We start from the raw sequence: 26,298 nt of genomic DNA, 5'->3' as shown, positions 1-26,298 counted from the left end.
GGCTTACTCCTTATGGCTGGTTTTGACGCGTTCGATCTGCTTCTTGGCTTCGCCGTAGACGTGCTCCGGCGTGAAGCCGAACTTTTTCTTCAAGTCGGCAAGCGGCGCTGATGCTCCGAATGTATGCATGACGATCTCGGAGCCGAGACGGCCGACATAACGATCCCAGCCGAGCGAACCGGCCTGTTCCACGCACACCCGGGCATCGACGTCCGGCGGCAGGACGGAATCCTTGTAGTCGCTGTCCTGTTTCTCGAATACATCCCATGACGGCATGGAGACAACGCGCGCGGCGATTCCTTCCGCCTTGAGCTTTTCATATGTCTCGATACACACGCCCACTTCCGTGCCCGTCCCCATCAGGATGACTTCGGGCTTCTTGCCGTTTTCGGCATCGGCGAGAATGTAGGCGCCCTTGTGCACGCCCTTCGCCGATGCGTATTTCGTACGGTCGAACGTCGGCATGGGCTGACGCGATACCACGATACAAGCCGGCGTCTGCGGTTGGTTCAACGCAAAGCGCCACGCTTCGCCGACTTCGTTGGCATCGCCCGGACGGAAGGTGCTCAATCCCGGCACGCCACGCAACGAAGCCAGCTGTTCGATCGGCTGGTGCGTCGGACCATCCTCGCCCACGCCAATGGAATCGTGCGTGAACACGTAGACCACCGGCACTTCCATGATCGCGGACAGGCGGACAGGCGGCTTCATGTAGTCGCTGAAAATCAGGAAGGTCGAACCATAAGGCCGCAAGTTCGATAACGCAAGGCCATTGCAGATCGCGCCCATCACGTGTTCGCGAATGCCGAAGTGCAGGTTCCGGCCGGCGTAGTTGTCATACTCGAAACTGCCCGCGCCTTCGAACTTCAGATCGGTCTTGGTCGATGGCGACAAGTCCGCCGAACCGCCGATCATCCACGGAATCCGCTTGGCGATGGCGTTCAGGACCTTGCCCGACGACTCGCGCGATGCCACGCCCTTGGCGTCGGCATCGAACACCGGAATATCGGCGTCCCAGCCTTCCGGCAGCTCGTGCTCCTCGATCTGCGTAAACTCCTTCGCGAGGTCGGGATATTTCTTCGAGTAATCATCGAAGCTTTTTTGCCACGCTTCACGTGCAGCTTTGCCGCGTGCACCGATGCCTTCGTCGAAATGCTTGTACACGCCGTCCGGCACGAGAAAGCTCGAATCCTCCGGCCAGCCGTAGAACTTCTTCGCGAGCTTGATTTCTTCGACACCCAGCGGCTCACCATGCGCCGCCGATGTGTCCTGCTTGTGCGGTGCGCCCCAGCCAATAATGCTCTTCACCACGATCAGCGTCGGCTTATCAGTGCTCGCCTTCGCCTGGTTCAGCGCTGCTTCGAGCGCGCCGGCGTCGTTGGCGTCGTCCACATGCAGCGTGTTCCAGTGATAGCCCTTGAAACGCGTTTCCACGTCATCGCTATACGCCAAGTCCGTATGCCCTTCAATGGTCACGCGGTTGCTGTCGTAGATCCAGATCAGGTTGGACAACTTCAGGTGCCCGGCCATGGATGCAGCTTCGTGCGAGATGCCTTCCATCATGTCGCCGTCGCCACACAGCGTGTACACGCGATAGTCGAAGATCTTCGCGTCCGGCTTGTTGAAATGCGCCTCGTACCAGCGTGCGGCCATTGCCATGCCAACGCTGTTTCCCAGACCTTGCCCGAGCGGACCGGTGGTGGTCTCGACGCCCGTGGTCATGCGGTATTCCGGGTGGCCCGGCGTCTTGCTGTCCAGTTGCCGGAAATGCTTGATGTCATCCAGCGATACGGCTGGGTCGCCGGTCGCCTTGCCAGCATGATCGACTGCCTTGACACCCGTCAGGTGCAGCAGCGAATAAAGCAGCATGGAAGCATGACCGACCGACAAGACAAAGCGGTCGCGATTGGGCCACAGCGGCTCGGTCGGGTCGTAGCGAAGGTGGTTTTGCCACAGGTGAAAACCAACGGGCGCAAGCGCCATAGGCGTTCCGGGGTGCCCCGAATTGGCCTTTTGCACGGCATCCATGGACAGCGTGCGGATGGTATTGATGGCGAGTGTGTCTAGATCCGACGAGTTCGAGGGGGTTTGCGGCATGAGCGACGACTCCTTTTGCGTAGGGCGCGCTGAGGCACGAGAGGCGCCACAGCGGGCAACCGGGTCCTTCGAGCAAGTGTAGTGCCATGGGAACTGGCGCGTCACCAAAGAACAACGAAGCGCGCGCCGCCAAAGGCCCGGCGCGGCTTATGACAGACGGTTACGATACTGTTTGAGACGACAACTGTACGCTTGAAACCTTGCAAAAACGAACGCAAACGGTAATTTTTCGTGGCCATTCGATGACCGCTACCCGTCAGGATAACGGCCATGCATGACACTTTTCGGTGAACCTATCAAGGCGCGGGGTTAGGCTGAAGCTCGTGAATGGCGTCGATTTCAGCCAGGATCTCGTCCGACAATTTCACGTCCACGCTGCCGATGTTCTCGTGCAACTGCGCAAGGGTGGTTGCGCCGATTAGCGTGCTGGTCGTGAACGGCCGGCTATTCACGAATGCGAGCGAAAGCTGCGCCGGACTCAGGCCATGACGCCGGGCGAGTTCCACGTAGGCGCTGACCGCCTTTACCGCGTGCGGCTTGCTGTAACGCTGGAAACGCTCGAATAACGTGATCCGCGCGCCGTCCGGACGCGCGCCGCCTTCGTATTTGCCGGACAGCCAGCCGAAGGCCATCGGCGAATAGGCGAGCAGGCCCACGCCTTCCTTGTGGGTGAATTCCGAGAGCCCTGCTTCGAACGTGCGGTTCACCAGGCTATACGGATTCTGAATGCTGACGATGCGCGGCAGGCCGTGTTTATCGGCGGCGTTGAGGAACTGGGCGACACCCCAGGGCGTCTCGTTCGATACCCCTACGTGCCGGATCTTGCCCGCTCTCACGAACTCGCCGAGCACGCTCAACGTCTCTTCGATGGGCACCGTATATTCATCTTCGATCCACGGATAATTGGCGCGGCCGAACGTCATGGTGCTGCGGTCCGGCCAGTGCAACTGATACAGGTCGATGTAGTCCGTCTGCAGCCGTGTGAGGCTTGAATTGATGGCTTCCGTCAGGTTCTTCCGGTCGAACTGATTGCCTTCGCCGCGAATGTGACGCGGATTATGCGGCTGACGCGCCGGTCCGGCGATCTTCGTGGCGAGCACGATCTCCTCGCGCTGGGCAGGATGCGCACGCAGCCACGTGCCGATGTACTCTTCCGTGCGCCCCTGTGTTTCAGGGCGCGGCGGCACCGGATACATTTCGGCGGCGTCGATCAGGTTGATGCCGGCGCCGAGCGCGGCATCGATTTGCGCGTGCGCCTCGGCTTCCGTGTTCTGTTCGCCCCAGGTCATCGTGCCCAGTCCGATCAGACTGACATTGATATCCGTTCCACCGAGTTTCCGGTACTCCATCGTATGCTTTCCTATGGTCATGTTCAGGTGTCGGGCCGTCGTTTCGAGACCTTCGGCCAAACGCTGACGCTACCATAGCGCGGGCCTTGCTGCAGTGACTGCCCGCTGGATTGCGCCAAGCTTCCGATCAGCTTTTCATTGCCTTACACGAGCAGCCGAGACCGTAACCGCCACAGGAGTACGCCTTTGATGCAGGCCCCCGATCTCACCCGCGACGCATCGCAGCGGACGAACCCGCGTGGGTCGTCGGTCATCGTGATGCTGGTCGCGGCGACATTCTTCATGGAGAACCTCGACGGCACGATCATCGCCACGGCACTGCCGCAGATGGCGCAATCGTTCGGCCTGCATCCTGTCGATCTCAGCCTTGGCATCACCTCGTACCTGCTGACGCTTGCCGTGTTTATCCCGATCAGCGGCTGGGCCGCCGACCGCTTCGGCCTTCGCACCATATTTGGCAGCGCGATTGCCGTGTTCACGGTGGCCTCGGTGTTGTGCGGCATGACGTCCACCTTGCCGATGTTCACCGCTGCGCGCGTGCTGCAAGGCATCGGAGGCGCGATGATGGTGCCGGTCGGCCGGCTCGCCGTGTTGCGCGCGACGCCGAAGGACGGCCTGATGCGCGCGATCTCGATCATCACGTGGCCGGGTCTTGTCGCGCCGGTGATCGGGCCACCGTTGGGCGGGTTCATCACGACGTATTCATCGTGGCGATGGATTTTTTACCTCAACTTGCCGCTGGGAATCATTGGGTTCGCGCTGGCGCTTCGTTATCTCGACAACACCCGCGAACAGGCCGGGCGCCGCTTCGATTTCGCGGGCTTCATGCTGTGCGGCCTCGCCTGCACGACCTTGCTCTACGCGATGGAACTGGTTGGCCGGAACGACACGCCGTGGTTCTTGACGGGAGCGTTGATCACCGCGGGCGTGCTGGCGAGCGTGGCCGCGTGGCTGCATCTGCGGCGCACGCCGGAGCCCGTCGTCAATCTCAAGTCCTTGCGAATCCGGACATTCGCGGTCGCGATGGGCGGCGGTTCGCTCTTTCGCGTATCGATCAGCGCCGTGCCTTTTCTATTGCCGCTGATGTTCCAGGTCGGCTTCGGGCTGAACGCGTTTGAATCCGGGCTGCTGACATTGTCTGTCTTCGCCGGCAATTTATCGATGAAACTCGTCACCACGCCGATCGTCCGGCGCTACGGCTTTCGTTCGGTGCTGATCGTGAACGGCGTCATCGCGGCGATATCGCTGGCGGTGATGAGCCTGATCGCACCGGCGACACCGACGTGGATCGTCGTCGCCGTGTTGTTCGCGAGCGGATTGTCGCGCTCGCTGCAGTTCACCGCGCTCAACACGCTCAGTTTTGCCGACGTACCGAAAGCGCAGATGAGCGGTGCGTCGGCGTTATCGAGCACGCTGTTTCAACTGACGATGGGTGTGGGTGTGGCGTTGGGCGCGATCGCGTTGAGGCTCGCCGAATGGATGCATGGCCATGGTTCGCAGACGGTGACGGCCGCGGATTTCAGCATCGCGTTCTTGATCGTGGCGGCGGTGGGGCTGCTCGGCGTGGCCGATCTGTTCAGTCTGCATCGGGATGCGGGGGCGGAAGTAAGCGGACGCAAGGCGAAAACCGGCGGCTGAAATGAAAACAGGCACTGCGATTTCTCACAGTGCCCGTCTTTGAAACCTTCCTACTACCAGCAAATTCTTTGGGGTGGCTGATGGGGCTCGAACCCACGACAACAGGAATCACAATCCTGGACTCTACCAACTGAGCTACAGCCACCACTGACTTACTTCTTCTCTGGCGCACCAAAAACCGGCTTGCTGAATCGAGAAACGAGATTATACGAACAAAGATTCGGTTTGCCTAGTCCCTTATTCGATCAATTCGGCCGATTCCCGTAGATGCGTGCGCGCTTCATCGAAGACGGCCAGATCGCCGGTTGCAAGCCTGCGGCTGTCCGACAACACACGCCGCCAGCCACGCGCGCCCGGCATGCCGCGATACAACCCGAGAGCGTGCCGTGTAATACCGCCGAGATAGGTCCCGCGCGCCACTTCTTCACGCGCGTATTCGATCAATCCGGCCTCGATTTCTTCGCGCGAAGGAATCGCTGTCGACGCTCCATAGAACCGTGAATCGACGCCTGCCAGCACGTACGGATTGTGATACGCCTCGCGGCCGAGCATCACGCCATCGACGTGTTTGAGGTGTTCCTCCACTTCGTCGAGCGTCTTGATACCGCCGTTGATCGAGATCTCAAGATGCGGAAAATCACGCTTCAATTGATACGCGTATTCATACTTCAGCGGCGGGATCTCGCGATTTTCCTTCGGGCTCAAGCCCTTCAAGATCGCGTTGCGCGCATGGACGATAAACACCTCGCAACCCGCATTCGCAACCGTGCCGACGAAGTCACGCACGAACCCATAGTCTTCGACGGCATCCACGCCAATCCGATGCTTGACCGTGACAGGAATTGACACGGCATCGCGCATCGCCTTCACACAATCGGCGACGAGTTGCGGCTCGTTCATCAGGCACGCGCCAAACGCGCCGCGCTGGACGCGCTCGGACGGACAACCGCAATTCAGATTGATCTCGTCATAGCCCCATTGCTCGCCGAGCTTCGCGCTGTGGGCGAGGTCGGCCGGCTCGCTGCCGCCGAGCTGCAACGCGACGGGTGCTTCGCCGGGCGTGAAGGCAAGGTGGCGCGCAACGTCGCCGTGCAGCAAGGCGCCGGTCGTGACTATCTCTGTATAAAGCCAGGTGTCGCGCGAGATCATGCGATGGAGGGAACGACAATGCCTGTCGGTCCAGTCCATCATCGGTGCAACGCTTACGCGGCGAGGGCTGATTTTTGATGCTTTAGACATGGAAACTGCTGAATTCGAAGCGTGAGGCGCGGTTTTTGCGCCGAGTACGTGATTTTACCGTAACCACTGGAACGGTACCGAGAACCCTGGCACTACGTGTCTGGCCATCAGGAAAACCGAATCTTCACCGTTTTCCACTGTCAGAAATGCAGACGGCAGCGTCCCGCAAGCCTCGACCAAAACGCGCGCCGCACTGGAGATAAAGATGAAATCCCGCGCCATCAGAACTTCGCTTGGCCTTGCGCTCGCTGCAGCATCAATCTTGACGGCCACTGCCCAGGCCCAGACCGCCAAGCCCGCCGACTCTGCATCTATGGTCAAACCACCGGCGTCGCCGGATGCAGGCGCCACACACCCCAACAATCCAGACAACATGCCGACCAAGCGCCCGGCTCTCCCCGCCAACAGCGACCGGATGCTGCACAACAATCCGGCGAGCGACGCCATCGCCAAATAGCGACGACAAGGACTCCGTTGCATCCACCGCAAAGGCGCCATCGATTGCACCATTTCGCGGCATGCCCGACCCTATAATGACGCCACTCTAAAAATCAGGCGCGGCCGCAGCTCGCGTCTTAAGCGGTGTTTTTCAATGCAAAAAGTCATTCTGCCGTTCGTCGCGGGTTTTCTCGCCGCCTTGTTCTTCCGTGAATCGACAATTGCGATCCTGCACGCAGCCGGCGTGATCGAAATCACCGGTTATTCGACTACTCCCTTCCTGCCGCTTGGCATTCCCGAGTTCATCGTGGCGGCGTTATGGAGCGGGTTTTTCAGCATTCTGATGGCGTGGCTCCTGCGCGTCTCGCCCGATCGCACCGCGCCGTGGATCGGCGCGCTGGTCTTCGGCGGAATCGTGCTGACGGCCGCGAGCGTGTTCGTGCTTGATCCGCTGCGCGGCATCTGGCCAAGCGGCAACATGATGCCGCGACTGGCGCTCGGATTTGCATCGAATGCAATGTGGGGTTGGGGCGCGCTCGTCTTCATGCGCGCCTTCACAGCCGGCAGCGACGCGGACTAATCCGCCAGATCGGCAAGCGGATGACCGGCTGCAGTCCACGGGCTTTCGTACATCTGCAGCACTTCTTCACGCGTCACGTCTTCCACGCGCGTCACTTTCCAGACGGGCTGATTGTCTTTATCGACAATGCGCGCCCGGATGCCTTCCATCACATCGCCGTGATCGAAGGTTGCGCGTGTGAGACCGAGGTCGCGGCGCAGCGTTTCGGCCATCGTCGATGTTTTGGCGCGATCGATCAGCTCCAGCGATACATCGATGGACAGCGGCGAACGCTCACGCAACTCGGCCGCCGTGTTCGCCGCCCACTCCTGCTCGGCGCCGTTCGTGGCGCTTGCGAGCGACTTCAGGCAAGCCGCGCCATTGCCCGACGCGAAATGCTTGTCGATCAACCCGCGATTCGCTTCGAGCTCGCTCGCCTTGCCCGCATCCGCACGCCCTTCCCCTTCAATGAACCTCACGACCTCCGCACCTGATCCGAAGCTCTTGTGTTTGAGCGTATCCACAAGCCCGGCGAGCGTGTCTTCTTCCATGTAGACATCGGCGAGATTGGCGTAGAGGGCATCGGCGGAATCGATGGTCGCACTCGTCGCCGCGAGATAGCGTCCGATCGCGCCGGGCGTACGCGCGAGAAACCAGCTCACGCCAACGTCCGGAAAGAGGCCGATGCGCGTTTCCGGCATCGCCATCCGGGTGGATTCAGTCACGACGCGCAAGCCGCCCGTTTGCCGTGCACCCTGCGAGATGCCCATGCCGCCGCCCATCACCACACCGTTGAGCAACGCAATGTACGGTTTCGGATACGTGAAAATAGCGTGGTTCAGGCGGTATTCATCGGTGAAAAATTCGTCAATCGCCGCGTGCTCGCCCGCTTTCGCCGTGTGGTAAAGGAAGCGGATATCGCCGCCCGCGCAAAACGCGCGAGGATGCGGACTGTAGATGATCACGGCATGCACCGAGTCGTCGTCGCGCCAGGCTTCGAGCGCGCGGTGAATGGCGTGGATCATCGGCGTGGAAAGTGCATTGAGCGCCTTCGGCCGGTTCAGCGCGATAAAACCAATGCGCTGCGCGCGTTCGACGCGGATTTCTTCGATAGTCTCGGTCATGTGCAATACAGGTTCGGTGGATTCGAAATAACTGGAAAGTATGGCGGCAATCGTCACACAGCGCGGGGCCTCGGCGGGCGGCGCACGGGTTTTTTCCTGACGCCGGATAAATAAAGCTCGAGCGTTGCATCGATGAGCACGTCGGTCGGCGTGACCAGATGCTTCGCCGCGGTCAGACTCAGTGACACGATGCCGTGCAGCGCCGTCCACAAGGTTTCGGCAGCAGCCGGTGCCTGGCTGGAAAACGCGAGCGCCTCCGCAAGCAGGGAAAGCGCGGTTTCGCCGGACGCCGCCGCGTCATTGAATATCGCTTCCGTATAACCGACATTCTGCATGAAGATCAGCCGATACATCTCCGGATGCTTGAGCCCGAACTCGACGTAAGCATGCCCCATCGATCTCAAACGGTCGGTATCGTCCTCGACAAAATCGTACGAATGCAGCGCCGCGAGTAATCTTGAATGTCCTTCGGCGCCCAGCGCATGGGCGATCGCATCGCGTCCGGAAAAATGCAGATAAAGCGAAGCGGGCGAATAGCCGACAACCTCGGCGAGCTTGCGCATGGACAGCGCGTCGAATCCGTGACGCACGACTATGGAGCGCGCGGCATCGAGAATATGGCTTCGGAGCAGCGGCTGATCGGACAGATGTTGTTTTTGGCTGACCATCCGCGCATTTTCCGCGAGATGACGGCCAAGTCAATTTAAACCTGAACGGTGTTCAGCAAGAAACTGCGCCCGGGGGAAAATGCCCGCTTTTCAAAAGCACAGGCGCGCCGTGCGTTATCGATAAATGCTCGCGCGCCACCGCCTCGATTTTCGGCCGGGCCGCATGGAACGCGCTGATCCAGCCGTTGCTGTCGAAGCTTTTCACGCCGAAATGGTCCTCCAGCGCTTCCACGGAGATCGCGCACGGCACGCGCTCGCCGTCGACCAGCGCGGGAAAAACCACGGTGAGATTGGTGCCGCGATACGCAGGCGCGTCGGCCGGAAACTGGATGTTCATGATTGCCTCGGACGCAAGAAACAGAAACGCATCGATAGTACTCGCACCGCGAGAGGCCGGTCTACCCCGGGCGCGCTACGCTTCGCTCATGCACTCGCGGACCATGTCAGCGGTCACGTCGACAATTTTCAACGAGAGCGCGTCTGGATCGGCATAGTCGAATTTCAGATGCCGGCTGATATCCCTCACGTGTTCGCAGAGCCGCTGCTGGGCGGGCTCGCAAGCGATATCGAAAAGACTCAGCGCCTCGGCCTCGAAGCGGTAGTGCACGCCCCACGCAATATTGCCGGGCTGACCCGCGGTGCCGCTGGTCCGCCAGCCAACAAAAAGACAGGGCTTCGCGTCCGTGCCGATTTCGCTGATATCCGCGCCGCTCGGAAAAAGATCGAGCAACGCCTTGGCCACGCAGCGCATCGCCGGGTGACGGATGTTGAGCGTGCGCATCAGGTATTTTGCAACAGTCTGTCGATGTAGGCGCGCGCTGCCTCCTCGACCTGGCCGAGCGCGTCGTCTTCGGTCGCAAAGCGTTGCTGGCCGCCCAGATCGACCATGGTTTCAAACCGGTGCACATTATCCGGGCCGCCCTGCGCGACGTTCACTGTGCCGACATAAATGGGCTCTTCGCCTTGCTCCGGTGCCGGCGTCAGCCGTGCTGCAGCACTGATGTAATACCCGCGGTACGGGCCGGTGACGCGTTCTGCCATGGTTGTCCTCTCGTCGTTTTATTTGATGTCCATGAATACTGTAAGGTCCGCCGCCCTGCAATAAGTTCTCGTTGGTTGCATCCGGTTGCATTTTCTCCAGGCGCCAGATCAGAGACGAATGTAAAAAGATAGAGCTTGTCTATACCTCCGCAAGGCACGCGCCAGCACATTCACGCCATCATTTGACCTGCATCAAGGACAGCGCTTTTTCCCGCGGGTACGGGTGTATGGGAAAATGCGCGCAACAAATAACCCGGCCGATGGCTAATGAGGAAAAGAATGAAGCAATTTGCATGGCGGTTGCCGCTGAACACATCCATCACGCGCATGCTGCGGGGCGCAGGCCTGGCGTTCTGCGCCGCCGGAGTCTTGAGCGTTGGCGGGTGTGCATCGTCCAACGACGCATCTCTGATCCATCTCCCTGATGGCCAGTCCGGCTACGCCATCAACTGCAGCGGAGCGGACGCCAGCACGACGTGGGCGAGTTGCTACGTCATGGCCGGCGACAAGTGCGGCGCGACGGGATATACGATCGTGTCGAAGGACAACGAGGAAGGCGGCCCGACGGGTGGCGGCATTACAAACGTGATATCGGCAAATGTAAAAAATCGCTCGATGGTCGTTCGCTGCAACTAAGCCGCCACGCCGGCGGCGGTCAGCCGCGAGGGCTTCGGCTAATGCGGGCTGACCTTCGAGAATACGTTCAGCACGATCACGCCTGCCACGATCAGCCCCATGCCGAGCACGGCGGGCAGATCGGGTATCTGTTTGAACAAGATTGCAGCAACGAGCGTGATCAGCACGATGCCCGCCCCTGACCACACGGCATACACGATGCCGACCGGCAAGGACCTGAGCGTGAGCGAAAGCAAGTAAAACGAGATGCCGTAACCGATCACCACGATCACCGACGGCACGAGCCGCGAAAACCCGTCCGATGCCCGCAAGGCCGATGTCGCCACGACTTCGGCAACGATCGCGACCGCGAGCAGCGCATAAGCGGAAGTGCGCATCGCTTACCCCTTGTCCGATGCAAATGCGAGCGCGCTCGCATCGTGTCCGAGCACCGCGCACAGCGCCTCGACCACGAGTTCATGATCCTTGCGTTGCGGCAAGCCCGACACCGTCACCACGCCGATCACGCCCGCGCCTTTGACTGTCAACGGAAACGCGCCTCCATGGGATGCGAACTCGGCGGCGGGCAGCGAGTATTTATCGGCTAGGGTCGTCGATGCCTGCTGCAAGCTCAAGCCGATCGCGTAGGAACTGCGGCGAAAGTGCTCGACCGTGCGCGCCTTGCGCTGAACCCACCGGGCGTTGTCGGGGGTTGTGCCGTTCAGCGAGACAAAGAACAGCGGCTGGCCGAGTGTCCTCACCTCGATGGCGACGACGGCGCCACGCGCCACTGCCATTTCACGCAATTGCGAGCCGATCTGCCACGCGCGGTCGGTATCGAATTGCGGGAAAACGAGCGTGTGCTCCTGATGCAGGATGGTTTGCAAATCGTGAGCGATATCCATGGCCAGTCAATCCTTGTAGTGAAAGCTCAAACATGCGGTGAACCGGAAGCGTTCATCGCGCGATCCCTGGATTTTGACACGAGGGGCTGCATTCGCTTGTTCCCGACCGTCATGCACCGGTGTTCCCACGCCCTGCGCAAGCACAAACTCCGCGCCGCGTGAAGGTGGTGTTCTTGTTCCCCACACGCTTCGTCCCGGTTTTTCCGAGAATCTGCCATCCCGTCTTCTAACAGCGTTGTATATGTATCCTCTCGCCCGAGATTAGGACATTTCCGATTAAGACTATCCATCCGTCTACGTAGAGTTCAAGCCTTCTCCAGGCAAAAGCCGAAGAACCAGCGGTTCTCTGCCGATGCAAAGCCCTGCAACACAGCGCGCGTGAGCGTGATCCGTCTTCCGGCTCCGGACAAAGGCTAACTTTTACACAGGTGTACGAATGAACAAAACTTATAAATCCGTCTGGAATGAATCGCTGGGCGCTTGGGTGGCAGCTTCGGAATTGAGCCGCGCACGTGGGAAGAAAAGCGGCAGTATTGCTAAAGCGATGTTGGCGTCAGCGGTAACACTGGGTACAGCAGGCGTTGCATCGGCATCTGTCAGTCTTGACGGCGGTGGATTCCTTGGTCCTGACAATATCCGAACCAATGGTATCGCCATCGGGACCGGCTCCGGTGCAAACAACGATTACGGCGTGGCCCTTGGTTCTCAAGCGCAGGCCACAGGCATAAACGACATCGCCATCGGCGCCGGCACGCTCGTCAAGAGCAATGCGTTAACTGGCGACGGAGGTGCCCTCGGCAGCGTCGGCGTTGGTTCGAACGCGCACGCCTTGGCCAGCAGCGCGTCTGCGTTCGGCGGACTCGCCAACGCCTCCGGCCTTCAATCAACAGCGCTCGGATCGCATGCTACTGCGTCAGCTACAGCATCCACTGCAATCGGTATGAGCGCCATTGCAGACCGGGACAACACCGTCTCCATCGGCAACTCGTCCAATCAGCGTCAGCTCGTACAGGTCGCTCGCGGCACGCAAGGCACCGATGCGGTGAACCTGAGCCAGTTGACACCGGTCGTCGCCGCCTTGGGCGGCGGCGCCACAGTCGCAGCGGACGGCTCTGTCACCAGTCCGACCTTCACATTGAAAGGCACAAACTACAGCACGGTCGGTGCAGCGCTGGCTGCACTCGCCGACAGCTCAAGCTCAGGCAAGTACTTCCACGTCAACTCGACGCAGGACGACTCAGCCGCCACAGGATTGAACGCTGTCGCGATCGGCGCATTGTCGACGTCCTCCGGAAATCAAACAGTCGCGATCGGCAACAAGGCGATTTCCAGCGGAAGTAACGAGTCCATCGCCATTGGCTCCGACGTTCAGAGTACCGCTAACGACGCGCTCTCGATAGGCTCGCAAATCGCTAACAAGGCCGTCAATTCCGTTGTCGTGGGCAGCAACTACCTCTCGCTCGACGCGGCCTCTCACGAGAGCGTGCTTCTTGCTCCCAACGGAGGCAATGTGGTGAATTCTGCCCGCTCGCTTTCGTTCAATCCGTTCGGTGACGCTACTTCGAACTCCCCTACCAACACGTCGGACTCTGACGACTCAATCAACTTGTCCGGAACAGCGGCTGGTGCAGCCGGTGGCGTGACCATTGGTTCGAAGTCGTCCGTGACTGCCGCGAACGCAGTTGCACTGGGTGCTGCGGCATCGGCATCGGCGGTTGGCGCAGTGGCGCTTGGCAACGGCGCAGTGGCATCGCTGAAGAATTCCGTCGCCCTTGGAGCCGGTTCAACGGTGGACCGTGAAAACACAGTTTCGGTAGGCACCGCAGCGAGTACCCGCCAGATCACCAGCGTAAGCGCTGGCACTCTTGGCACCGACGCTGTCAACGTCACGCAACTTCAAAACGTTACCTCGTTGCTCGGCGGCGGCGCCAAGGTGAACGCGGACGGTTCGATCAAAGCGCCCGCCTACACCGTCGCCGGCACCTCGCTCAGCACGGTCGGTGACGCCATTGCCAAGGTCGACACGGAACTGAACAACAAGGTTGCCTACGATTCATCCGCGAAGACGCAGGTCACGCTCGGCGGGTCGGGCACATCAACGCCCGTCACCCTGACGAACGTAAAAGCAGGCATGTTGTCGTCGACCAGCGTCGATGCCGTCAACGGCTCGCAACTGTTTGCCACGAACACACGCGTCGGCTCGCTGGAAACATTCGAGACGAACATCAGCAACGGCGGCGGCATCAAGTACTTCCACACTAACTCGCAGTTGGCAGACTCCGTGGCCACAGGCACCGATTCCGTGGCGATCGGCGGCGCGGCTAAAGCGTCGGCGAACAATGCCGTTGCGCTCGGCTCCAACTCGGTGGCAAATCGCGCGAACTCCGTGTCGGTAGGTGCAGCGGGCAGCGAACGTCAGATCACGAATGTGGCAGCCGGCACGAGCACGACGGATGCAGTCAACTTCGGTCAGCTCACCTCCGTGTCCGACAACGTCAGCACGCTCGATAGCTTTGCCGTCAAGTACGACAAGAACACAGACGGCTCGGCGAACTATCAGCGTGTAACGCTGGGCGGCGCGGGCGCGGCGCAACCCACGCTTCTGACCAACCTCGCCAAGGGCGACCTGACGGAAACGAGCACGGACGCAGTCAACGGTTCACAGTTGTATGCGACAAACCAGAACGTCGCAGCCTTGCAAAGCTTCACCAACAACATCAACAACGGTGGCGGCATCAAGTACTTCCACTCGAACTCGACCTTGATCGATTCGTCGGCGACGGGTACGGATGCAGTGGCGATCGGCGGCGCGGCGGTTGCATCGGCGAAGAATTCGGTTGCATTGGGCGCGAACTCGGTGGCTGATCGGGCCAACTCAGTGTCGGTGGGAGCCGCTGGCAGCGAGCGTCAGATCACGAACGTAGCAGCAGGCACGGCAACGACTGATGCAGTCAACGTAGGCCAGCTCAACGCGGTTTCGAACAGCGTGAGCACGCTTAGCGCGGCCGCAATCAAGTACGACACCAACGCCGACGGCACGCCGGACTACGCCAACGCAACGCTTGGCAACGGCAATGCAACGGGCACGGCTTTGCATAACGTAACGGCCGGCACCAGCAGCATGGACGCGGTCAACCTGGGTCAGATGAACGACATGATCAGCCAGGTCACCAACCTCGCCAACGGCGCCTACAACCCGATGTTCTCGGCTGACGGCAACCGCGATACGGAAGCGGCAACGTCGAGCGGTACGCATTCGGTTGCGTTGGGTGCGAACGCCGTTGCATCTGGCGCAAATGCCATTGCTTCGGGCGCCTCGTCCGTGGCGAGCGGCGCCAATGCGGTTGCTGTCGGCGCGAATGCATCGGCTACGGCGAAGAACTCGGTGGCGCTCGGTGCAGGGTCGGTGGCCGATCGTGCCAACGCGGTCTCGGTCGGTACGGCGTCTGCGGGCGGTCAGCGCCAGATCACGAACGTCGCGGCCGGCACGGAAGGCACCGACGCTGTCAACGTGAACCAGATGCAGCAGTCGGTGAACACGGGTGTGAAGTCAGCGAAGGGTTACACCGACGCATTGCGCTCGGACATGAACAGCGGTCTTTCGCTTGCCAACAACCATATCAACAGCGTCGGTGCAATGAGCAGCGCCATGGCGATGATGGCAGGCAGCGCGGCGGCCATCGCTGACAAGGACAATCGCTTCGCGGCCGGCACGGGTGTTTATCGTGACAAGGCTGCAATTGCGATCGGCTTCCAGAAGCGCTTTGGAACGAACATGGTCCTGACGGTCGGCGGTTCGACAACCGGCGAAGAAACCACGGGCGGTGCAGGTTTCGCGTTCGGCTTCTAAGCAACGTTGAAGCAAGGTGCTTTAATGCGGCGGCATGTCTCGGCAACGAGATACGCCGCCGCTTTTTTGTTTGTCCATTTTCACCGAGCAGTCCAGCGTGACAAACATGTTGCACTGCAGTGCCGCTTGTCATATAATCTTTTTCGCGGGGTGGAGCAGTCTGGCAGCTCGTCGGGCTCATAACCCGAAGGTCATAGGTTCAAATCCTATCCCCGCAACCAAGATCAAATGTCGAAAGCCCGGTTCTCCGGGCTTTTTGCGTTTGAAGTCACTTCCACCTGCAGAGTCCATTGGTAGCAGTTCGCCGCTGCCTCAATGCGCCACTGAAGGTGCGACCCCTCGGCACAAATCCCCCATTCCACGCGTGGCATAATCGACGGCTCAATCGCCTCGGAAGCCATCGTCAGCCTCATGCGTCGCAGTCACGTCCGCAAGTTCGGCAGCTTTATCGGAATGCTTGCAATTCTGATGATGACGCTCGCGCCTGCCATTTCACAGACGCTTGCTTCGCGTGCTCGCACGAACTCGATTTACAACGCGCATTGCTCTGCGATAACGGAATCCCAAACGTTAATTGCAGCAAATCACCAGCAGCCGCATCACTCGATGGCAGGTCATTGGGACGCATGCGGTTACTGTAATTTCGCAGCGCACTCGCCCGCGGCGCCGCCTTCCATCGATACGCTGCCAACGCATCGTGCGGCAGCGGCTCTTGCGGTCAACGCCCCGGCTCTGTTCGCGGCGCCTTACGCTCCCTCATTCGCCGCGCAACCCAGGGCACCGCCCTTCTTCATCTGAATTCCGCACTGTGGCTGGCTTTATCGCCGGCACTTTCTTTTCGCGCAAACAGGATCAGCATGAACCCGCCACTTTCAAACGTCGCAAAGCTGGCCAGGCGCGGCGCGCTTGCAGCCGCCTTTCTTGCCATGGCTCAACTCGCCATGGCCCACGCATTGCCGAAGCAACAGACACCCGCGCCCGACGCAACCGTCGAAGCGCCTCACGAAGTCGCCATCGATTTCTCCGAAGGGCTGGAGCCGACTTTCAGCACCCTGATAGTCGTCGATGCCGGCGGCAAGCAGGTCAACAGCGCAAAGTCAGCCGTCGACAGCAGCAACAAACAGCATATGAGCGTCGCGCTCGGCGATCTGAAGACCGGTGCATACCAGGTCGAGTGGACCGCGGTGGCCGAAGACGGGCATCGTACGCAAGGTCATTATCTTTTCAACGTGAAGTGAGCAGCCCGACCATGAAAAAATTCACACTGATACACGCGGGTTTCATCGCGATGAGCGCAATGGCATTCACGTCCGCGCAAGCCGCGACGCTCACAGCGCACGATTGCTGGATTCGTTTGATGCCGGCGAGCTTGCCGTCGTCGGGGTACTTCGTGGTATCGAATGACGGCGATAAACTCGCCACGCTCACCGGCGCAGAAACGCCCGCGTTCGGCATGGCCATGCTGCATAAATCGAGCAGCAACGGCAGCACGTCCACCATGGCGATGGTCGATTCCGCCGACGTCCCCGCGCACGGCACGCTCGCATTTGCGCCGAGCGGTTATCACCTGATGCTGGAGGACGCGCCCAAACCGCTCAAGGTCGGCACCACAATCCCGCTCAAGCTGACGTTCTCGGACCAGTCGAGCATCAGCACACAGTGCGCCGTGAAGGCGGCTTCAACGCTCGGCAAGTAACCCCGCAACGTCCACCTCGAAGCACAATAAAAAAACGCGCCGCAATCTGATTGCGGCGCGTTTTTCGTTTGGCGTTGAATTGCCGGTCAATGCCCCTTAAAGAGATTCATGATCTCCTGGCGCTCGGCCGGAGCAACATCCGGCGGCGGCGGTGGCGGCGTCATCCCGCCCGGTCCGACTCCGCCAACGGCGTCGCTGGAACCTTCCGCCGGATTCGCCGTATCCAGGCCAATGCTCGCGACAAAACCGTTGCCCGGGGTTTTATCGGCGAAGAACAGATCTCCGTCGATGCTCGTGAGACCTTCGGGCATTTCCATCGGCTGCTGCGGAATCTTCGCAAGGGCACGCTGCATGAATTCGACCCATATCGGCAGAGCGAGCTGCGCGCCGAATTCGCGGCCACCGAGCGACTTGGGCTGGTCGTAGCCCATCCACGCGACAGCAACGAGCTGATGCTGATAGCCGGCAAACCAGCCATCCTTGGCGTCGTTGGTCGTACCGGTCTTGCCTTGCAGGTCGTTGCGCTTGAGCACATTCGTGCCCGAACCGGTGCCGGCAGTCGCGACCGAATGCAGCAAGCTGTTCATCACATACGCGTTACGCGGTTCGAGCGTTTGCGGCGCGTTGTTCCCCGCAAGCAACGGATTCGCGCGCGAAATCACGGTGCCGCGTGCATCGGCGATTTCTCCGATCAGGTAAGGATTGATGCGTGAACCACCGTTGGCGAACACTGAATAACCGCCCGCCAGTTGGAGCGGCGTGACGAGACCCGCGCCGAGTGCGAGCGGCAAGTACGGCGGGGTTTTATCGGCATCGAAACCAAATTTCTGCGTGACGAAATCCTGCGCGTACTTCGTGCCGATGAACGACAGAATCCGGATCGACACCAGGTTCTTCGACTTCTGCAACGCCATGCGCATGGACATGGGGCCGTCGGGCTGATCGTCGTCCTTCGGTTCCCACGCTTGCTGACCCGGCGATGTCGGCGGGAAATAGAGCGGTGCGTCGTTGATGATGGTCGCCGGTCCAAGGCCCTTTTCCAGTGACGCTGAATAGATGAACGGCTTGAAGCTCGACCCCGGCTGACGCCATGCCTGCGTCACATGATTGAACTTGTTCTTGTTGTAATCGAAGCCGCCAATCAGCGCCCGGATCGCGCCGTCTTGCGGCACGAGCGAAACCAGCGCGCCCTCCACTTGCGGCAACTGCGTGATGGTCCAATTTTCCTTCGCGTCCTTCATCACACGCACGATGGAACCCGGCTTGATCTTCAGCGCTTGCGTCGCATTGCTGCGCAGAGCGGTTGCTACAAAACGCAAGCCGTCGCCGGTGATGGTCGCCGGGTCGGCATTGACGAACTCGACCACCACCTGCTTCGGATTCACCGACGTCACCACGCCCGCGATGATGTCGCCGTTGTCGGGATGATCGGCGAGTGCGTCGTCGATGGCTTCATCGCGGTCATCCGGATTTGCCGGCAAATTGACGAAGCCTTCCGGCCCGCGGTATCCATGGCGCCGTTCGTAATCCATCACGCCTTTTCGGACCGCCCGATACGCCGCGTCCTGATCGGCAGAATCGATGGTCGTCGTCACCGAGAATCCGCGCGTGTAGGTTTCATCCTTGTACTGGGCGTACATCATCTGACGCACCATTTCCGCGACGTATTCCGCGTGCACGCTGTACTCCGTGCCGGCCACGCGCGCATGCAATTCCTCGGCGCTCGCCTGATCGAATTGTTCCTGCGTGATGAACTTCAGATCGAGCATGCGCTTCAGGATGTACTGCTGGCGAATCTTCGCGCGCTTTGGATTGACCACTGGGTTGTACGCCGAAGGCGCCTTGGGCAAGCCTGCGAGCATTGCGCATTCGGCGAGCGTGAGGTCCTTCAGATCCTTGCCGAAATACACCCGCGCCGCCGATGCAAACCCATACGAGCGCTCGCCCAGATAAATCTGGTTCATGTACAGCTCAAGGATCTGGTCCTTGGTGAGCGCACGCTCGATCTTGTACGCGAGCAGCATTTCATAGATCTTGCGCGTATAGGTCTTTTCGCTGGAAAGGAAGAAGTTGCGCGCGACCTGCATGGTGATCGTGCTTGCGCCCTGCGATGCACCGCCATGCATGATGTCGCTCACGCCCGCGCGTGCAATGCCGACGAAGTCCACACCGCCGTGTTCATAGAAGCGGTAATCTTCGATCGCGAGCACCGCCTTCTTCATCTGCTCCGGAATTTCGTCGAAACGGGCGATGCGCCTGCGCTCCTCGCCGAATTCGCCAATCAGCACATGGTCCGCCGTATAGATGCGCAACGGCACCTTCGGCCGGTAATCGGTGATTGCATCAAGCGACGGCAAATTCGGCCCCATCACCACGAGCGCGTATCCCACGATCAATGCGCCGACGATCGCCATGACGGCAATCAGCCCGACGAACCACAGCATGAGACGCAGCGCTATGGACGGTCTGGCAGGTTTGCGGTCTGAGGTGCGGTATCTGTATGGACCGTCTTGATCCCGGTCATCGCGTGGCGTGTTCGAGGAATTAGGTCGTTTGATGATTGGCATGACTGGATTTGAACGGTGCGCTTCTGGGGCGCCCGGTGCGCCACGCCAACCCGCCGCGTGACGATGAATGTTGAGGCCTTCAAAGAGCCAATGAGCGCTTTGTGCCTTGAAGCCGAATGTGCAGCCGTCGTCATCATCGAAGAGTGCGGCGGTTCAAATCTGGCGCGAACCGCTGCATTGCACGCCGATGTCCCCGGACAGGCTGCGCGTCCACAGCGGGCTGTTATAGCGTTGTAAGAAACCTGCAACAGCTATGGCCCAGTGCGTAATGACAGCGCATTTTAAAGAATTTGCGGGAGCAGCACCGGGCGATGCCCGATTTTTTTGTAAGTAAATCCATTGTAAGAAGTTGGGTTCGCGACCAGATCGGAAAGCCTTTCCGCTTTTTTCTCGCCATGCGCGCGATGCCGCACAGCAGGTCGAGCGGAGCTTTAGCATTCTCATCTGCAGGACGCAAGTCGTTGATACCTCTACGCTTTCATACCTGTCTCGCACACGCTGCGTTCATGCACGCGCACAAGCACGCAGCCGCGCCAAAACGATATGATGGATGCATTGATTGCGCGATTTTGCCTGACTCCGCGACTGCGGCGCATATTGGACGCGTCGCCTGTTGTGCCGCTGACGGACGTCGACCGGCCGCGCTTGCGTGGCCCCAGCATGTGAGGCGCTCATGACTACCAAACCCAGCGAACGCATCGTCGTATTTGTGACCCCCGCGCAGAAACTCGCGATCACCAGCACCGCCGACGGTCTCGGCATCAGTGTCAGCGAACTCATGCGACGCGCTGTTCTCAGCTTCAATGCGACCAGCGAGCAGGTCAAGGTCGCGGGCCTCGTCGACAAACTGCGTGCGCCGAAGACGCCCGATCCGCTGAATGTCGCGCTCAGGCAAGTCGCCGAACGCGCCGCCGCTCGCGAGGCGCGGGACGCCGCACAAGTCGCCCGGGAAGCAAGCAAACGGACGCTGGCGGCGGAAAAGGCGGAGGATCTGGCTTTACCGGACACGTCTGCATCGGACGCTTCGGATGAAGACGCGTCGCTCTCGGGGCATTCCTGATTAGAGGCGTTTCAACTCGCCGATACCACTCGCGTAGTCACCGCCACGGCGATCGCACATGCGATTGCGCTGGCAACGGCGCCCCACGCAATATCGATGAAAACAAGCGACGTGCTCCAGCCCTTGAGCGTCGCGAGATTCGTCAGGTCGTACGTGGCGTATGCAACAATCCCGAACAACGCGCCGCTGATCAGTCCGCGCATGACGCTCTCTTCGGCTACGCCCGGCACGACACAAAAATAAACCAGGCCGACTATATAAATCACGTAGAAGATGGCCGCAGCGCCGAAGTTCGGTTTAGGCAGCAGCAAGTCACCTATTTCACGCTGATAGATATTTCGCGAAACCACGCCGAGCCAGATGGCATCGAGGATCAGGAACACGACGGCGGTGGCCACAAAAGCAACAACTAACGTCTTTGACATGAGCATTCCGGTACGTTGAGCAAAGCGTGAAAGATATGTGATTTTCCGGACTCGGGCGCAAGGTGTACCGTAGTGGATGCGGTGCCTGTTAAGTCCGGTTTAAGCCGATGCATGGTTTAATGCACCGGCCCGGATGCAAAGACGAAAACCCGGCATTGTCCGGTGCAAAAAAGCTCGCAACAAAGTGTATCGGCGAGCTTGCAATTACCGCGCCCGGCCCGACCTACCCGACGCGTGGCGCAACGAGCGCTGCGTTAGAGCAACTTTAAGCATGCGTTCAACAGATGTTGAACGTTGCAGCACGGCTCGCTGAGGGACCCGTCCCGAAGCAGCCGAATCAATTTTCAGGAGGAAACTCATGTCGCTTTTGGATTCCATCTCGCGCACCGTCAAGGGCCTGTTGAACGACGCCGCCGACACCGTGCAGGACCCGTCGCGAGACGCTCGTCAGATCGTGCGCGAACTCGACGACAGCATCGCGAAAGCCGAGAACTCGCTGATCGAAATCGAGGCGCAGGTCGCCACGCAGCAAAGCAAGCGCGATGTCGCCGCCGAAAAGGCCAGGAAGTACGAGGAAGGCGCGAAGCGCGCGCTGCAAAGCGGCGACGAAGCGCTTGCACGTGAAGCGCTGAGCGCGCAAGCCAACGCCGAATCCGAACGCGACGCACTGGCTGCCGAATTGACGACGCTGGTGCCATCGACGGATCATCTCAAGCAGCAAATCAACGACATGCGCCAGCGCCGCAACGAGCTCAATTCGCGCTCGAACATTTTGCAGGCGAAGCAGGAGATTGCGACTGCGAAAGACGTGGCCGCTACGGCGCTGGGCGGTATCGGCGGGAAGAACCTGTCAGAAGACTTTCAGAAGCTCGAAGACAAGGTTCAGCTATCGAATGCGCGTTCCGATGCCCGGCTGAACTCTGCCGATCAGAAGAGCGGCAAGGCGCTTGAAGACAAACTCGCAGCTCTCACGCGTGGACCGTCGGTGGAAGATCGCCTCGAAGCGTTGAAGAAGCAGATGAATACGCCAGCGCAGTGACCAGGAAGTAGCGGCGCGAAACTTGCGCCGGTTTAACGAAGGGTATCGAACGCCCTTCAGGACGCAGCGGCCGGTGAAATCATCGAGTCCGCTGCGGGCAACACTGGATATTGCATCGACATGTCGCACGAAATGGAGACGGGTGCGAACGCCCCGGTCCGCTGATGAAAAAATATGTGATGGCAGTGGCTGCATCGCTGATGCTGGTGTCGGCTGCGGCGTTCGCCGTACCGAGCGCCGGCCAGATCGAGCAGTCGATGACGCAAGGCAACTGGGCTCAGGCCGACTCCCAGTTGAACGAAGTGATCCAGGCGCATCCGAACAATGCCAAGGCGCATTATCTTTATGCGCAGGTGCTGGACCGCGAAGGCCGTCCTGCCGATGCGCTCGCCCAGATCCAGCAGGCGAAGACGCTGGACCCCGCGATCAAGTTCACCGACCCGTCGCGCTTCAACGCGATGGAAGCGCGGATTCGCTCTGACGCGAACCGCGTGAATTCATCATCCAATTCGGGTGGGCAGACGAACGAGCGGTCCACGGGTAATGCGGTGACATCGGTGACGCGCAATCCGTTTAACCAGGGCGCGGTTGCAGCACCTGAAAAACCCGGCCCGTCCATGGGAATGTGGGTGTTGCTCGCGGTCGTGGTGGCCGGCATTGCGCTGGTTTTGCGATGGGGTCTGAAACGCGCGCGCTCGAACGAAGACGGTCAGGCCGATACCGATCGCCGCACGCAACTCAAACGCGCGACCGAACTGCTCAACGATGTCCGCTCGCTCAAGCTTGACGTGCGTTTATCGACGCAACCGGGTCACGAAGGGATGCTAAAGGAAGTGGAAGGCATCGAGACGCAATTGCGACAGATGGTCGAAGCGCTGTCCAATTCGAAGAATCCCGTGCCGCCTTATGCGATCGAGGATTTGGCGAGTCAGATCGACAGCGTCAGGGCACGTTCGGAGGGACGCCCTGATCCGCGTGCAGCAGCGCCCGCGGCGAACGTCAACGACAACCAGTCGGTCTATGCGCAGGAAGCGGAGCGCTTCGGGCGCACGCAGCCGGGACAGCCGCCCTATTCGCCTTATCCGCAGCAACAGCCGCCGGTTGTCATTCAGCAAGGCGGCGGTGGTTTTGGCGGCGGACTGGGAGGATTGCTGGGCGGCGTCCTGCTTGGTGAAGCGCTGTCCGGCGGCGGCCGGGAACGCGTGATCGAACGCGACGTGCCGGTGGACGTGGACGACGAATTGCGTCGCCGAGGTGGTGGCAACAACGGCGGCGGCCTTGACTTCGGCAATGGCTCCAACGACTGGAGCGATGGCGGCGGCGTGGATCTCGGCAGCAACGATTCGGGCAACTGGGATAACAACAGCTAAGCTAAATGCAGCGCGCCAGACAAGAAGCGCGGGACGATGCAAATCGTCCCGCGCTTTTATTTTATCCGCCGCCGAGGAACCTCAGCAACGCCCACAAGAACTTGAAAAACCCTACGACGAATTCCCAGATCCGTTCGAGTTGGTCCCAACCGGCGACGTGCAGCAGCGTCGCCAGCATCATGTTTTACGGGCGCGTTGAAAGTCGCGCGGTATTAGTGGAAAGATCAAACTGGGTCGCAACGGCTTAAAAGGGTTCATGACCCGCATGATAGCCGTTGCGATCCGCCTGTCTCAAAACCCAGGCGGCGCGGCTTCAGATCGTGTTGCCGCCTTCCGGCTCGACCTCATCCGTCAACGCTTCTTCGAGGCGCTTGAAAATCCGCTTCGTAGCACCGCGAGCATGCAACGCGAACAGCAGGAGCGAACGGCCCGTCACCTGATACACGCCGCCTGAATCGAAGTCCTCGAGTTCTTCGCGGATCGGCGCATTGGTATCGATCAGGCAGCTCCACTGGTCGCTCCCCGGGATTTCGGGCAGCGTGTAATCCACGACATCGTGATGCGCGTTGACAACCAGCAACAACGTCGCATCCGATGCCGGGCGGCGTATACCGGTCGCCTGGGCCCGGCCATCGATAACCAGGCCGAAGCAGCGCATTGCCGGATCGTCCCATTGCTCGGGTGTTAGTTCATCGCCCGATGGGCTGAACCATTTGACGTCTGCGACCTGCAGGTCTTCGTGGAACTCGCCCGTCAGGAAACGGCCCCGGCGCAGCACCGGCAAGGTGTGACGCAAGGTCGTGAGCTTGCGCACGAAGTCGTTCAAGGCGCGGCCGTCTTCGTCGATATCCCAGTTGACCCAGCTTATGTCGTCGTCCTGGCAATACGCGTTGTTATTGCCCTGCTGCGTGCGGCCGAATTCGTCGCCCGCGAGGATCATGGGCGTGCCCTGCGAGAACAGCAGCGTCGCCAGCATGTTGCGTTTCTGGCGTTCACGCAGTGCGCGGATTTCGGGGTCATCGGTCGGGCCTTCGGCGCCGCAATTCCATGAGCGGTTATCCGAGCTTCCGTCTTTGTTGTCTTCGCCGTTCGCCTCGTTGTGCTTCTCGTTGTACGAAACGAGATCGTTTAACGTGAAGCCATCGTGCGCGGTGATGAAATTGACGCTTGCCCACGGGCGACGCCCACGGTGGTTGAACTTGTCGCCCGAACCCGTAATGCGCGTGGCGAGTTCCGCCGCGACGCCCTCTTCGCCCTTCCAGAACTCGCGAACGGTATCGCGGAACTTGTCGTTCCACTCAGCCCAGCCCGGCGGAAAACCGCCGACCTGGTATCCGCCCGGACCGCAGTCCCACGGTTCGGCGATCAGCTTCACGCTCGAGAGAATCGGGTCCTGACGGCAACTGTCGAGGAAACCGCCGCCTTCATCGAAACCGTAGGGTTCACGGCCGAGTATGGTCGCCAGATCGAAACGGAAACCATCGACGTTCATCTCCGTCACCCAGTAGCGCAAGCTGTCGGTGACCATCTGCAGCACGCGCGGATGCGACAGGTTAAGCGTGTTGCCCGTGCCGGTATCGTTGATGTAGTAGCGCTTGTCATCCGGCAAGCGATAATACGAAGCGTTGTCGATACCCTTGAAAGAGAGCGTCGGCCCGCGTTCATTGCCTTCGGCCGTGTGGTTGTACACGACGTCCAGGATCACCTCGAGTCCCGCTTCGTGGAAGCGGTCGATCATCTGCTTGAGCTCGGAAATAGCGCCCGGACCCTGCGCAAAAAAGCGCGGATCGGCGGCAAAAAAACCGATGGTGTTGTAGCCCCAGTAGTTCGTAAGACCCTTGTCGGTGAGGTGGCTGTCGTTCACGAACGCGTGAATGGGCAGGAGTTCGACCGATGTCACACCCAAGCCCTTGATGTGTTCGATGACTTCCTTCGTGCCGAGCCCTTCGAACGTTCCGCGCAAATGTTCCGGCACGGCGGGATGGCGTTTCGTATAACCGCGCACGTGGGTTTCGTAGAAGATGGTCTGTTCCCAGGGCACGCGAACGCGCGTCGGATTGACCCACGAAAAGCTCTGGTCGACGACCTGGCACTTTTGCATGAACGGCGCGCTGTCGCGTTCATCGAAGCTCAGGTCTTCGCCGTCGTCGTCGAGCGTGTAGCCGAAGACCGCCGGGTCCCATTTCAGCTCGCCCACGTGCGCCTTCGCGTACGGATCGAGCAGGAGCTTGTTCGGGTTGAAACGATGGCCGTTTTCCGGTTCGTACGGACCGTGAACGCGATAACCATAGACCGCGCCCGGTTTCAGGCCGAACAGGTAAACGTGGAAAACTTCATCGGTGTATTCAGGCAATTCGATGCGCTCGAGTTCCTTTTCGCCGTCTTTATCGAAGAGGCAGAGTTCGACTTTCGAGGCGTTCGCGGAGAACAGCGCGAAATTGACGCCCTCGCCGTCCCAGGTCGCGCCTAGCGGAAATGGCGAACCTTCGGCAATGCGGATATCGTGAGCCATGTATGCGGGTGTCCAGGTATTTGGGTAATGCTGTCAGTAGTTGATGCGCGCCGCCTGAGTCCGGGATCCGCAGGGATCTGAATCAGTCAAGGTGCAAAATGCATCG

At 60.1% G+C, this 26,298-nt stretch carries 24 protein-coding genes and 2 tRNA genes; 12 read left to right on the top strand and 14 right to left on the bottom strand.

The annotated features are described in order from the left end of the window. Positions 1-3 precede the first annotated feature (3 nt). Both tkt and AXG89_RS12555 read right to left on the bottom strand, forming a co-directional pair. A complete protein-coding gene (gene tkt, locus AXG89_RS12560; protein ID WP_062169849.1) occupies positions 4-2,097 on the bottom strand; it encodes a transketolase in 2,094 nt (697 codons plus the stop codon). 296 nt (positions 2,098-2,393) lie between these two features. Beyond that, positions 2,394-3,446, bottom strand: coding sequence for an NADP(H)-dependent aldo-keto reductase (locus AXG89_RS12555; RefSeq protein ID WP_062000817.1), 1,053 nt, complete (start codon positions 3,444-3,446; stop codon positions 2,394-2,396). 189 nt (positions 3,447-3,635) lie between these two features. Between AXG89_RS12555 and AXG89_RS12550 the strand changes: the two genes are divergently transcribed. Continuing rightward, the gene (locus AXG89_RS12550) at positions 3,636-5,084 is read left to right on the top strand and encodes an MFS transporter (protein ID WP_062169848.1); all 1,449 of its coding nucleotides are present in this window, start codon (positions 3,636-3,638) and stop codon (positions 5,082-5,084) included. Positions 5,085-5,153: 69 nt separating this feature from the next. Here the strand turns inward: AXG89_RS12550 and AXG89_RS12545 are convergent. Beyond that, positions 5,154-5,229, bottom strand: a tRNA-His gene (locus AXG89_RS12545). 92 nt (positions 5,230-5,321) lie between these two features. After that, entirely contained in the window at positions 5,322-6,323 is a 1,002-nt protein-coding gene (gene dusA, locus AXG89_RS12540) for a tRNA dihydrouridine(20/20a) synthase DusA (RefSeq protein WP_062169847.1), read from the bottom strand. 205 nt (positions 6,324-6,528) lie between these two features. Here dusA and AXG89_RS12535 point away from each other — a divergent pair, with 205 nt between their 5' ends. Beyond that, positions 6,529-6,780: a hypothetical protein gene (locus tag AXG89_RS12535; protein ID WP_082771410.1), complete on the top strand. Its 252-nt coding sequence runs from the start codon at positions 6,529-6,531 to the stop codon at positions 6,778-6,780. A 135-nt stretch (positions 6,781-6,915) separates the two neighbouring features. Next, positions 6,916-7,341, top strand: coding sequence for a hypothetical protein (locus tag AXG89_RS12530; protein ID WP_061999230.1), 426 nt, complete (start codon positions 6,916-6,918; stop codon positions 7,339-7,341). Here the strand turns inward: AXG89_RS12530 and AXG89_RS12525 are convergent. The 5 genes from AXG89_RS12525 to AXG89_RS12505 form a co-directional block, all read right to left on the bottom strand. Beyond that, the gene (locus AXG89_RS12525) at positions 7,338-8,444 is read right to left on the bottom strand and encodes an enoyl-CoA hydratase/isomerase family protein (protein WP_062170567.1); all 1,107 of its coding nucleotides are present in this window, start codon (positions 8,442-8,444) and stop codon (positions 7,338-7,340) included. The genes AXG89_RS12530 and AXG89_RS12525 overlap by 4 nt on opposite strands. 53 nt (positions 8,445-8,497) lie before the next feature. Beyond that, a complete protein-coding gene (locus tag AXG89_RS12520) occupies positions 8,498-9,112 on the bottom strand; it encodes a TetR/AcrR family transcriptional regulator (RefSeq protein WP_062169845.1) in 615 nt (204 codons plus the stop codon). Positions 9,113-9,164: 52 nt separating this feature from the next. Next, the gene (locus AXG89_RS12515) at positions 9,165-9,449 is read right to left on the bottom strand and encodes a DUF1488 domain-containing protein (RefSeq protein WP_062169844.1); all 285 of its coding nucleotides are present in this window, start codon (positions 9,447-9,449) and stop codon (positions 9,165-9,167) included. Positions 9,450-9,524: 75 nt separating this feature from the next. Further along, entirely contained in the window at positions 9,525-9,893 is a 369-nt protein-coding gene (locus tag AXG89_RS12510; protein ID WP_231941331.1) for a hypothetical protein, read from the bottom strand. Further along, entirely contained in the window at positions 9,893-10,153 is a 261-nt protein-coding gene (locus AXG89_RS12505) for a hypothetical protein (protein WP_061999225.1), read from the bottom strand. Before AXG89_RS12505 ends, AXG89_RS12510 begins: the two co-directional genes overlap by 1 nt. 327 nt (positions 10,154-10,480) lie before the next feature. Here AXG89_RS12505 and AXG89_RS12500 point away from each other — a divergent pair, with 327 nt between their 5' ends. Next, positions 10,481-10,789 (top strand): hypothetical protein, encoded by a 309-nt coding sequence (locus tag AXG89_RS12500; RefSeq protein WP_119024661.1) that lies wholly within the window; start codon positions 10,481-10,483, stop codon positions 10,787-10,789. 38 nt (positions 10,790-10,827) lie between these two features. On the opposite strand, the gene AXG89_RS12495 is transcribed toward AXG89_RS12500, so the two are convergent. Further along, positions 10,828-11,166 (bottom strand): DMT family transporter, encoded by a 339-nt coding sequence (locus tag AXG89_RS12495; RefSeq protein WP_062169842.1) that lies wholly within the window; start codon positions 11,164-11,166, stop codon positions 10,828-10,830. 3 nt (positions 11,167-11,169) lie between these two features. Beyond that, entirely contained in the window at positions 11,170-11,673 is a 504-nt protein-coding gene (locus tag AXG89_RS12490) for a heme-degrading domain-containing protein (RefSeq protein WP_062169841.1), read from the bottom strand. 436 nt (positions 11,674-12,109) lie between these two features. Here AXG89_RS12490 and AXG89_RS12485 point away from each other — a divergent pair, with 436 nt between their 5' ends. From AXG89_RS12485 to AXG89_RS12460, 5 genes are all read left to right on the top strand, one after another. Further along, on the top strand, positions 12,110-15,523 hold the full coding sequence (locus AXG89_RS12485) for an ESPR-type extended signal peptide-containing protein (RefSeq protein WP_062169840.1): 3,414 nt from the start codon (positions 12,110-12,112) through the stop codon (positions 15,521-15,523). A 144-nt stretch (positions 15,524-15,667) separates the two neighbouring features. Next, a tRNA-Met gene (locus AXG89_RS12480) sits at positions 15,668-15,744 on the top strand. A gap of 190 nt (positions 15,745-15,934) precedes the next feature. Further along, the gene (locus AXG89_RS44620) at positions 15,935-16,321 is read left to right on the top strand and encodes a DUF2946 domain-containing protein (protein WP_062169839.1); all 387 of its coding nucleotides are present in this window, start codon (positions 15,935-15,937) and stop codon (positions 16,319-16,321) included. A gap of 59 nt (positions 16,322-16,380) precedes the next feature. Beyond that, on the top strand, positions 16,381-16,761 hold the full coding sequence (copC, locus tag AXG89_RS12465; protein ID WP_062169838.1) for a copper homeostasis periplasmic binding protein CopC: 381 nt from the start codon (positions 16,381-16,383) through the stop codon (positions 16,759-16,761). A gap of 11 nt (positions 16,762-16,772) precedes the next feature. Beyond that, a complete protein-coding gene (locus AXG89_RS12460; RefSeq protein WP_061999218.1) occupies positions 16,773-17,219 on the top strand; it encodes a copper chaperone PCu(A)C in 447 nt (148 codons plus the stop codon). Positions 17,220-17,305: 86 nt separating this feature from the next. Here the strand turns inward: AXG89_RS12460 and AXG89_RS12455 are convergent, their stop codons facing one another. Then, positions 17,306-19,786, bottom strand: a complete 2,481-nt coding sequence (locus AXG89_RS12455) for a penicillin-binding protein 1A (RefSeq protein ID WP_061999217.1) — start codon at positions 19,784-19,786, stop codon at positions 17,306-17,308. 673 nt (positions 19,787-20,459) lie between these two features. Between AXG89_RS12455 and AXG89_RS12445 the strand changes: the two genes are divergently transcribed. After that, positions 20,460-20,846: a hypothetical protein gene (locus AXG89_RS12445; RefSeq protein WP_061999215.1), complete on the top strand. Its 387-nt coding sequence runs from the start codon at positions 20,460-20,462 to the stop codon at positions 20,844-20,846. Positions 20,847-20,857: 11 nt separating this feature from the next. Here AXG89_RS12445 and AXG89_RS12440 read toward each other — a convergent pair whose 3' ends face one another. Continuing rightward, complete coding sequence (locus tag AXG89_RS12440) at positions 20,858-21,271, bottom strand: DUF2177 family protein (protein WP_062000816.1); 414 nt, start codon at positions 21,269-21,271, stop codon at positions 20,858-20,860. A gap of 358 nt (positions 21,272-21,629) precedes the next feature. On the opposite strand from AXG89_RS12440, the gene AXG89_RS12435 reads away from it, so the two are divergent. Then, a complete protein-coding gene (locus AXG89_RS12435) occupies positions 21,630-22,310 on the top strand; it encodes a PspA/IM30 family protein (RefSeq protein ID WP_061999214.1) in 681 nt (226 codons plus the stop codon). A gap of 164 nt (positions 22,311-22,474) precedes the next feature. Continuing rightward, complete coding sequence (locus tag AXG89_RS12430; protein ID WP_062169837.1) at positions 22,475-23,680, top strand: tetratricopeptide repeat protein; 1,206 nt, start codon at positions 22,475-22,477, stop codon at positions 23,678-23,680. A gap of 313 nt (positions 23,681-23,993) precedes the next feature. Here the strand turns inward: AXG89_RS12430 and glgX are convergent, their stop codons facing one another. Beyond that, entirely contained in the window at positions 23,994-26,192 is a 2,199-nt protein-coding gene (gene glgX, locus AXG89_RS12425) for a glycogen debranching protein GlgX (RefSeq protein WP_061999212.1), read from the bottom strand. Between the last annotated feature and the right edge of the window lie 106 nt (positions 26,193-26,298).

This window comes from Burkholderia sp. PAMC 26561 (assembly GCF_001557535.2).
Lineage (GTDB): Bacteria > Pseudomonadota > Gammaproteobacteria > Burkholderiales > Burkholderiaceae > Caballeronia.
Note: the sequence above shows the minus strand (reverse complement) of the source record. Positions and strands in the feature narration are given on the sequence as shown.